This is a genomic window from Blautia sp. ZXY-1-B12, from assembly GCF_056339915.1.
The window spans coordinates 1-2,883 of record NZ_JBWJVP010000040.1; the positions used below are offsets into that span (position 1 = coordinate 1).

The following is a 2,883-nucleotide window of genomic DNA, read 5'->3' on the forward strand; positions in this document are numbered from 1 at the left end:
ACACTATGTGCAATTTTCAATTTTCAGGATGCTGTATTGTGGATCATCAACAGTAATGGTGAAATCATTGTAAGTACACAGAAAAATATTGACGTCCGGGATCCAATCCCACTGGAAGAATTCGATGCTTCCAAATGGGGAAGCAACTATTATCAGATTGGAAAGTTTTATGGTTTCTTTAAAACAGATCATTTGAGTGTTATTGCCCCGATCACCTCTGATATGGAAACCAAAGGTTACGTGGCAATCCATTATTCGATGACAAACCTTTATCAGAGCCGAAGCAGTATTCTTTTTATCATGCAGGTAATCTTTCTCCTGTGCTATGCAGCCACCAGTCTTCTGCTCTGGGCTTACAGCCACTACATACGTAAGCCCCTGGCCAGGATCATGAAAGGTGCCAGTGAATATGCAGGAGGTAATCTTGCATATAAAATAGACGTTACTTCTGATGATGAAATGGGATATCTTGCCAAAACTCTGAATTATATGTCCGATGAACTGAACAAAAACGGAGAATATCAGCGTAAATTCATTGCAAATGTCTCTCATGATTTCCGTTCTCCCCTTACCTCCATCAAGGGATATGTCAATGCCATACTGGACGGTACCATCCCCTATGAGATGCAGGAACGGTATCTGAAGATCATCGCTTTTGAATCTGAACGTCTTGAAAAACTCACCCGCAGTCTTCTGACTCTGAATGAACTGGATATGAAAAAACGGATGATGCACATCCAGCGTTTTGATATCAATGATATCATCAAAAACACAGCAGCTACATTTGAAGGCATCTGCACCAGCCGCCAGATTCGTCTGGAGCTGCTGCTCTCCGGACATGAACTTTATGTCAGAGCTGATATGGAACAGATTCAGCAGGTTCTTTACAACCTTCTTGATAATGCCATTAAATTCAGCAATGATAATTCCTCTGTTCAGATTGAAACAACTGTAAAAAGCGGTAAGGTCTTCGTTTCTGTAAAAGATTACGGAACCGGCATTCCCAAAGAAAGCCTGGGCAAAATCTGGGATCGTTTCTACAAGATTGATGCATCCCGCGGAAAAGACCGTAAAGGCACCGGACTTGGACTTTCTATAGTCAAAGAGATCATCAATGCACATAACCAGAATATTGATGTGATCAGTACAGAAGGTGTGGGAACCGAATTTATCTTTACTCTGGAGAAAACGAAATAAATTTCTTTCACTTGAAAAATATTGTCTTAAATATACCTGTAACAACCCTCTTACCTGGAGCGTGTCTGAGAGGACTGCTATAAAAAATACCGTAACAAAAGTATATATCATTTACTTTTATTACGGTATTTTTTTATTCTATGGCAATCCTCGTAAATAATGCATTTAGGACATTTCACCCACCTTAACTAAACGGTGTTCTCAGCATTCTGTCTTCATTTACGAGATAGATTCCTCTCGGTGTGATCCTGATTTCAGGAATCACAGGCAGTGCCATAAATGACAGGGTGATAAACGGATCAAATCCTTCTTTCACTCCCATCTCATGGGCCTTCGGAATCATTTTTGCAAGTGCTCCGTTTACACTCTCGTAGCCGGCATCGCTCATCAGTCCCATGACAGGAAGTGGTAAGGTTCCATAAATCTCTCCGTTGCATACCAGAGTATAACCACCCTGCGTCCGTATCATTTCTTTTACAGCAACAGCCATATCACGATCATTATCTCCTACTACAATAATATTGTGGGAATCATGGGAAACACTGGAAGCAATAGCTCCGCCGTGGATTCCATAGCCTTTTACAATGCCCACTCCCATCTTGCCCGTATTCTTATGACGCTCGATCACTGCAATCTTCTGATATTCTCCGTCCGGAGCAAAATATTTCTCACCATCCGATTCTATCCATGGAACCTCTTCCAGAACATCTTTTGTCACAATCTGTTTCTCAAGCATCTGAATCACTCTTGCCTTTGTTCCCGGATGTTTCAGTTTTAGACGTTCCTCACTGAAACCTGATACATGAACTGTATTTTTCAGATATGGAGGACATGGTTTCAATTCTGCTTTCTCATCTTTAATGATCTTCTTACCACAATGATATACATCTACAACATTCAGATCTGCCACATTATCCAGAATGACAAAATCTGCCTGTCTTCCGGGTGCGATCATTCCAAGTCTAAGGCAGCTTGGACGGCCCTCTCCGCATATCGATCCTTCGCTGGAGCATATTCTGATCACCGGAATGCTTCATACTTTTTTTGAATTGATCATCCACGAAATGCCGCTCAAAGATGCCGAAATGATATGTGCAAGCACCACATGTTTGTTCTCCAGTTCCACTTTAAACATCGCATTAGGCAGCTTTTCCAGAACAGTGCCTTCCACTTCGATTACATCTGCTTTTGACATTTTAAACCTCCTGTATGTCGTCCAATTATTTCGTAAGAGTCAGAATCTCCGGATCTCCGTCTGTAACAAGAATCGTATTCTCATAATGAGCAGAAAGAGAACCATCCATAGTTACAACAGTCCACTCATCATCCAGCCATGCCACATCTGCACGTCCCAGATTGATCATAGGCTCTACAGCAAGTGTCATACCCGGCATCAGACGAACTCCTCTTCGCTTCTGCGGAAAATTCGGGATCTGCGGATCCTCATGAAGGTGAGTGCCGATTCCATGTCCAACCAGGTCGCGGACAATCCCATAATGATATTTGGCAGCATGAGCACCGATCGCCTTGGAAATATCATTCAGATGATTTCCCGCACGTGCAGCCTTGAGTCCCTCAAAGAAACACTCTCTGGTCACATCCATCAGCTTACGTGCCTGCGGTGAAACTTCACCGACAGCATAAGTCCTCGCTGCATCAGAATGATACCCCTTATAAATAAGACCG

The 2,883-nt window shown here is 42.5% G+C and carries 3 protein-coding genes and 2 pseudogenes; 2 read left to right on the forward strand and 3 right to left on the reverse strand.

The genetic code is table 11. From position 1 onward, the window contains the following. Positions 1-1,197: sensor histidine kinase (locus tag AC075L_RS03220; protein WP_476387125.1), on the forward strand; the 1,197-nt coding region annotated here is incomplete at its 5' end. Positions 1,198-1,381: 184 nt separating this feature from the next. On the opposite strand, the gene AC075L_RS03225 is transcribed toward AC075L_RS03220, so the two are convergent. Beyond that, a complete protein-coding gene (locus AC075L_RS03225; protein WP_476387127.1) occupies positions 1,382-2,152 on the reverse strand; it encodes an adenine deaminase C-terminal domain-containing protein in 771 nt (256 codons plus the stop codon). 7 nt (positions 2,153-2,159) lie between these two features. Here AC075L_RS03225 and AC075L_RS03230 point away from each other — a divergent pair. Next, positions 2,160-2,333: pseudogene (locus AC075L_RS03230) on the forward strand (TetR/AcrR family transcriptional regulator); the annotation flags it as partial. On the opposite strand, the pseudogene AC075L_RS03235 reads toward AC075L_RS03230, so the two are convergent. Together AC075L_RS03235 and map are read right to left on the reverse strand one after the other, a co-directional pair. Beyond that, positions 2,285-2,392: pseudogene (locus AC075L_RS03235) on the reverse strand (S1 domain-containing protein); the annotation flags it as partial. The pseudogenes AC075L_RS03230 and AC075L_RS03235 overlap by 49 nt on opposite strands. A gap of 25 nt (positions 2,393-2,417) precedes the next feature. Then, the coding region (map, locus tag AC075L_RS03240) for a type I methionyl aminopeptidase (protein WP_476387126.1) at positions 2,418-2,883 on the reverse strand (466 nt) is incomplete at its 5' end.

Coding starts and splice junctions, on each gene's coding strand:
- AC075L_RS03225 (WP_476387127.1), bottom strand. CDS start 2,152: ATGATCGCACCCGGAAGACAGGCAGATTTTGTCATTCTGGATAATGTG.